7 protein-coding genes are annotated in these 5894 nt (G+C 40.6%); all 7 read left to right on the top strand.

Translation table 11 applies throughout. The annotated features are described in order from the left end of the window. Positions 1-2623: RHS repeat-associated core domain-containing protein (locus Xsto_RS19110; RefSeq protein ID WP_244590456.1), on the top strand; the 2623-nt coding region annotated here is incomplete at its 5' end. Continuing rightward, positions 2620-2982, top strand: coding sequence for a hypothetical protein (locus Xsto_RS19105; RefSeq protein WP_244590455.1), 363 nt, complete (start codon positions 2620-2622; stop codon positions 2980-2982). The genes Xsto_RS19110 and Xsto_RS19105, both read left to right, overlap by 4 nt. A gap of 294 nt (positions 2983-3276) precedes the next feature. Then, positions 3277-3597: a DUF7716 domain-containing protein gene (locus Xsto_RS19100; protein ID WP_099126102.1), complete on the top strand. Its 321-nt coding sequence runs from the start codon at positions 3277-3279 to the stop codon at positions 3595-3597. 356 nt (positions 3598-3953) lie between these two features. Continuing rightward, on the top strand, positions 3954-4268 hold the full coding sequence (locus Xsto_RS19095; protein WP_244590454.1) for a hypothetical protein: 315 nt from the start codon (positions 3954-3956) through the stop codon (positions 4266-4268). Positions 4269-4393: 125 nt separating this feature from the next. Further along, positions 4394-4921, top strand: a complete 528-nt coding sequence (locus Xsto_RS19090) for an SMI1/KNR4 family protein (RefSeq protein ID WP_099126101.1) — start codon at positions 4394-4396, stop codon at positions 4919-4921. Positions 4922-5188: 267 nt separating this feature from the next. After that, positions 5189-5602 carry a hypothetical protein gene (locus Xsto_RS19085; RefSeq protein ID WP_099126100.1) on the top strand — a complete coding sequence of 138 codons (414 nt, stop codon included), beginning with the start codon at positions 5189-5191 and terminating at the stop codon, positions 5600-5602. 120 nt (positions 5603-5722) lie between these two features. Then, positions 5723-5894: competence protein ComJ (gene comJ / locus Xsto_RS21255; RefSeq protein ID WP_244590459.1), on the top strand; the 172-nt coding region annotated here is incomplete at its 3' end.

Here is a 5894-nt window from a genome sequence, read left to right as displayed (position 1 = left end):
CAATCCTGACGGAGGATTGACCGAAATAAAACTGCCGACTGGCGAATCCTTTTATTACGGTTATGACGAACACGGACAACTGACTGAAAGTGTCCTGCCGACAGGTGATCGCTGGCAATTTCACTATGATGAGCAGGGTAATCTGACCGCACTGACTAATCCGCTGGGACATAAAGAAGAATACCAATACGGTCTCCACGGTGAATTACGCCAGCGCCTGCTGCCGGATGGTCGTCAGTGGCATTACGCCTACGACGAACAACAGCGGCTGGCCGCAGTGATGACGCCGGACGGTCAAACCACCGGCCTACAATTGGATGAGCTCGGCCGTCTGCGTCAACTCACTGATGCTCTTAAACAACAGACCCACTACCGCTATAGCGATGACCATGCCAGCTTGAATGGCAGCCTGACCGAAGTAGAACTTCCAGATGGCACCACCCAGCAACTCACTTATGACAGTGAACGGCGTGTGGTGGCAGTAACTGACGGCGAAGGCCGTACCACACGCTACACTTACGGCGCATTTGACTTGCTAACCCAAGTCACACGACCCGACGGTACTATTCTGTGCTTTGGTTATGACCGTCTGACCCGATTGAATTCGGTTACCGCCTCCACCGGTGAAACCTATCGCTATGAACGGGATGCCGCTGGCCAGATTATCCGGGAAACCGATTTTACCGGCCGTACCATTACTTATCAGTACGATAAACTGGGCCGCCGTATTCAATCACAATATCCCGATGGTCAACAATTACGTTGGCACTACTCTACTGCGGGTTCATTAATAAAACAGGAAAGCTGGCAACCAGAAGATGGCAAGTTAGTGCTTAAAGCCACCACGACTTATGAATACAACAAACGGTATCAATTGGTGAAAGCCACTAATGCCGATGCTGTCGTCGAGTATGAGTATGACAAAACCACTGGCCTGCCAATTTGCGAACGCATCAACGGACGGGAAATTACCCGTAAGTGGGATAGTCTGACCGGGCGTCCGGTCAGCGAAAGTGTGGATGGCAATACCCTGCATTTCGGTTATAACCTGTCGGGGAGTCTGAATCACTTTCAGCTTAACCAGCATGCTCCACTGACCTTCCAGCATGATGCACTGGGGCGGGAAGCCGTGCGCGAAAGTGCCAACGGTTTTATCCTTGCCAGTCGCTACACCGCAACCGGCCTGCTGGCGCATCAATCGGCAGGACAGGCGACGCAATTTTTTCGGGAAACGTTGGCACAAAACGACCCGCACTTCCCACCGCAAGCGACCGCCGTCAACCGGAGCTGGCAATATGACCGAGCCCATAATGTGCGGGTGATTGACGACAGCCGCTGGGGGCAAACCCGCTACCGTTACAATACTAATGACCAGATATTGCATACCCTGTTCGAGGGCGCGCGTCCGCATGAAGAGCGATTCAGTTATGATGCCAACGGTAACCTGAGCCAACATTTGCCGACTGATGCGCGGGGAGCGGTAGCACAAATCAATCAACTCCAGAAAGCCGGACGCGTCGTGCAGCAAGGAGATGTCCGTTATCGCTATGATGACAATGGTCGTCTGGTGGAAAAAACCGAACAGCGCAATGGCTTCCGTCCACAAATCTGGCGCTACCGCTGGGATACCCAAAACCAGCTCACGCATTGCGAAACGCCGGACGGTTCACGCTGGCATTATCGCTATGATGTGTTTGGCCGAAGAATTCGCAAGCTGAAAGTACATGATGGTAAGTTGACTGCCGCCAATTTACAGTTATGGCTGGCTGGTAAGCCGGACTTAGCGCCGAGAGCCGATACCATCATGGGGCAGGATTACCTGTGGAGCGGTGATCAACTTATTGAAGAAACACCGATTTACGCTGATGGTACTCTAGCGGAAGGTCAACGTATTCGCTGGTTATATGAACCCGGTTCATTAACGCCATCAGCACGCTTTGAAAAATGCAAGCTACACTATATTGTGAGTGACCATCAAGGTACGCCGCGCGAGATGCTCAATGAAGAAGGCCAGCTTATATGGGCACAGCGGCTAAGAACATGGGGGCAAGTAGATCGTTTTCAAGTAATAGCTTCCAATGATGCAGATTATCATGTTAACTGTAACCTGCGGTTCATGGGGCAATATGAGGATGAGGAAAGCGGGTTATACTACAATCGCTTTCGGTATTATTCACCGGAGACCGGACAGTATATCTGTCCAGACCCCATCGGACTGCTGGGCGGCTTTAATCCGTACGGGTATGTGCATAACCCCGCTAATTTCATCGATCCTCTAGGATTACAACCGAAGCATAGAGGGAGAATTCAAGCTCAGGGGAGCAAATTGGAAGAATCTTTTGCTTGGGCCCAGGATACACCTATAACTGCAAAAGATGCACTTGCTGGCCTTGATGATCTTGAAGCGAGTTTAAACAAAAAAGACAGAGCATTGAGAAAAGCCGAATTTAATAAGGCAAGAAAATTTATTCAAAATGCGGAAAAAGGTGGTGGTGTTGATGCTCAAGTTAGTAAAACTTTTTTAGTTAAGGGAACTGCCCATGAACGTGTCGATATTGAAGTAACTACGGGGAAAGCTTTTGTCTCTGATTCCGATGCATCACAAGGTAGGAACTGTAAATGATGTTTGAAAATTATTTAAATGATGAGCAAATTTATTGTGAACTTGAACAATATTGGAATAGTCTTTTCTTCAATATAATCAATGGTAGCGAAGATGAATGGATAGTCCCCTATTATAATACGTATTATAGTAATGGATTAAAATTTATGGATGCTAATCCTATTTTTTCTGCAAAGTCTAAGATAACTGATAAATCTATAAAGATAATTCAAGAGCCGTTAGAAGAGCTAAATAGTATCCAGTATTGGGTAGACTCTAATGGAAAAAATGAATTGGTTATCATTTGCTCTTTTTCTGAAAAAAATTTATCAGAGATTAAAAAGATAATTAAAAAATGGATTAAAAACCTGCTCAATTAGATAATAAAAAGCCGGAAAGATACAAGTGATCTTCCGGTTATTTATCATCATCCTGCCTTATAATCCTCAATCAGCTCACGCTGGCGTTGATATTGCTATTTGAGGTTATCACTATCAAAGATCAAAACCAAGCGTCCATCCATAATTTTGACCGTCAGTGTGCCACCAACATCAAATTTTGCTGCTACTTTTCGTCCGGTGAAGTACAAAAAAATCTCCACCCTAAACAGGAAGGGGGATTTAAAAAATTACAGGAGAAGACGTCATGCAAATGATAATAGAGAGGATAGTCTTATGAATTTAGTATCTATCAATAAGGTTTTATCTGTTCCAGAGGAAAACCCTGAAGGATGGTTTTATTTACCACCTGACGAAAGTAGTTGGAATCTGAACACTGAAGGTGTTTTTTCTTTAGATAGTGCTGATTTTCCACCTGATTCTGATGAATTTTTACCTATTCAAGAAAAAGAAAATGGATGGATTGAAACATTAGATAACGGCTTAATTGAAGAAATTATAGAAAATGCTAAAGCACAATTAGGTAATCCCTCTACTGATGATTTGTTTACTGCTTTTATTTTTTACTTCCAACATGATGCTTTCATAGAGTTTTAATTGTTGAAGCCGGATGATCAAAGTGATCTTCTGGCTTATATTTTTTTAAAGAGTGAGCCAGTTTCCGCTATCCTATTAGTGGCTTTTTTGTTCGCCAATTAGTCCGCGCATTCTCAGCTTAATTTCTCTGGCCCAATCTTTCTGACGATTACATTAATATTTAATGGCTCAAGTATCATTAATGCCAGAAAAATAAGTACCAAACAGCTATCCATAATATTAAAGATATAACAATCCAGAAAAATCAGCACGTGCAGGGCTAAAAGGTTCCGCAGAAAATCATGTCGAATTTTCTAAAGAGATTTTAGTAAGAGATAGGAGCTATCCAGATAGAATAACCAAATGCAGGTGATGGCATGACATTAATGAATGAAGATATAGCTAAAAACATAGTATTTGATAAATTATTAGGCGAAAATTCTATACCTGTAAGGCTAAGAACAAAGAGTTCTTTTTCTATGGATGAAGTAGAAATACTTTATAACGCCTTAGATTTTTTAATTGATTTCTATCACGAGAAAACAGACATACCTAAGAAACTAGCTCTTGCTTTCGTGGATGTGTATGGTGCATTTTCGTTTAGAGAGTGGATGTATGATGAAAAAATGCTAAATGAACTTGAAGATATAGGAATCGAGTTACAGGATAAAGCTACTCAGCTCCTATCTTAATTTTATTAATACGTGCCTATATTCACCTCAACTATCGAAGAAGAATATCAATCTTATTTAGGATGGAGTACTCAGGTTGATTCTATGAATATGTAATAGTTCTTAATTATCCGGGAGTATAAATAATGAACATGAGAAATTTAAATAATATATTACCCTTACCTATCCATCCAAATGAGAATGGTCAGGATAAAAAATGGCCACTGATAGATGATCTACATCCTTTTCCTAAGGATTATAGGTATTTTATCACTCAATATGGCACAGGCAGAATTGCCGATTTTATCACTATCTTTAACCCATTTAGCGAAGATGATGATCTAAATTTTTTCACTCAGAAAGAATGGATTATTGAGGATTTTTCTTCTCTTGTTGAATCTGATCCAGATTACTATCAGTTTATTTTTTATCCTAATAATAATGGATTACTTCCTATAGGCGTTACTGATAATGGTGATTATATCTTTTGGGTTGCATCATCAGATAATTGTGAGCTATGGAGTGTAGCCATTATTGCTGCAAGGGCACCAGAAGTTGAATATAGACAAGAAAACTTCACTGATTTTTTAGAAGGTATTTTATCCAAAAATCTCAAGTGCATGTCATTTCCTGATAGTTTTCCACCTAGTAATATAGAATTTATTACCATTTAAAATAAGCTGGAAAGATTCCTTAATATTACAACCTTATTCTTTTAATAGCAGGTTCACTCCCTGCTTTTAGTTAGCAGTTTTTATAGTCACCAATCAAGTCTTCTATCCTTAGCTTAATTTCACTGAATGATCCTTGCTGGCGTTGGTACTACTACCAGATAATTTGGGTGTCATCGCAGCCAGTGTTTTAACTTTATCATTTTGTAGCATATATTCCATAGTGTTTATAGGTTACAGTATTTAAAATCTCAATTGATATGGAAAAAAATGAAAGAACGAAGAACTGAAATTAAAGTGATAATGAACGGCAAAAAAGAAAATGCAAAATTATCTCTAATTTCTACTGCAAAAAGAGAGTGTTTTTTGCGAATTTCTATTACCGATATCTACCAAGGAGAATTTTCTGGTTTAGATTTTTTTGCTTGCTTTGCCAAACTAAGAAAAGAATTGAAAGATGTTATTTTCCTTTGCAAAGGAGCAAAAATAAATGTCTATCCATCTGGTATGGCTAGAGATATGGCTTTAGGTATGGCCGCTTATGAGCATACTTTAGGAAAAGAAGCAACTCGTGAGGATTTAGTCGGCACTTTTGACTTTGAAGATAAAGATGTTGCGGTTTCTCCTGATGAACAGAGGAAATGCTTTCATCAATGGGTTGAATCAGTGAGAAAAACAAGATAACTAGTTGGTATTAAAGCCGGAAAGCTTCCCGTAATTTTCCGGCTTTGTTCATTCTTACCTTGATGAATACTCAATGATTGATAACATGGTTTACATTATAATTAAAATATAGGTAACAGAATGAAAAGTAATGAACAAGTAGTCGATTTATTGATATCACATAGCCAAATTCAGGTTCGCTCAAGACCATTTGATGAAATACTATGTCAATGGGGAAATGAAAATATCAAACAAGGAGCTATTCTCCACAAAGATTATGTTGTATTCGATCCTTTACCAGATGACGCTTTTG

The organism is Xenorhabdus stockiae, from assembly GCF_002632825.1.
Classification (GTDB): domain Bacteria; phylum Pseudomonadota; class Gammaproteobacteria; order Enterobacterales; family Enterobacteriaceae; genus Xenorhabdus; species Xenorhabdus stockiae.
The sequence above is the reverse complement of the archived record's forward strand: the minus strand, read 5'-3'. Positions and strand labels throughout refer to the sequence as shown.

Coding starts and splice junctions, on each gene's coding strand:
- Xsto_RS19085 (WP_099126100.1), top strand. CDS start 5,189: ATGAAAGAACGAAGAACTGAAATTAAAGTGATAATGAACGGCAAAAAA.
- Xsto_RS19100 (WP_099126102.1), top strand. CDS start 3,277: ATGAATTTAGTATCTATCAATAAGGTTTTATCTGTTCCAGAGGAAAAC.
- Xsto_RS19090 (WP_099126101.1), top strand. CDS start 4,394: ATGAACATGAGAAATTTAAATAATATATTACCCTTACCTATCCATCCA.
- Xsto_RS19105 (WP_244590455.1), top strand. CDS start 2,620: ATGATGTTTGAAAATTATTTAAATGATGAGCAAATTTATTGTGAACTT.
- Xsto_RS19095 (WP_244590454.1), top strand. CDS start 3,954: ATGACATTAATGAATGAAGATATAGCTAAAAACATAGTATTTGATAAA.